1 protein-coding gene is annotated in these 507 nt (G+C 71.2%); it reads left to right on the forward strand.

Features of this window, described 5'->3' with window-relative positions:
- Positions 1-507, forward strand: a 507-nt coding sequence (locus tag CCN42_RS37075) for a glycoside hydrolase family 9 protein (RefSeq protein ID WP_211294881.1), incomplete at both ends; no start/stop codon positions are given.

Genomic DNA, 507 nt, shown 5'->3' on the forward strand with positions numbered 1-507 from the left:
GCCCCCTCCTCCGCCGCGCCCGCGTTCAACTACGGCGAGGCGCTGCAGAAGTCCCTCCTCTTCTACGAGGCCCAGCAGTCCGGCGTGATCCCGGACTGGAACCGGGTCGGCTGGCGCGGGGACTCGGGGCTGAACGACGGCAAGGACGTCGGTGTCGACCTGACCGGCGGGTGGTACGACGCCGGGGACCACGTCAAGTTCGGCCTGCCGATGGCGTATTCGGCGACCGTGCTCGCCTGGGGCGGCCTGGAGGAGCGCACCGCCTACACCGGCACCGGCCAGTGGACGCACCTGAAGAACAACCTCCGCTTCGTCAACGACTACTTCGTCAAGGCCCACCCCTCGCCCAACGTCCTTTACGGGCAGGTGGGCCACGGGGGCAAGGACCACGCCTGGTGGGGGCCGGCCGAGGTCATGCCGATGGAGCGGCCCGCCTTCAAGATCGACGCCTCCTGCCCCGGCTCCGACCTCGCCGGGCAGACCGCCGCCGCCATGGCGGCCTCCTCC

The organism is Streptomyces glaucescens, assembly GCF_002154375.1.
GTDB lineage: Bacteria > Actinomycetota > Actinomycetes > Streptomycetales > Streptomycetaceae > Streptomyces > Streptomyces glaucescens.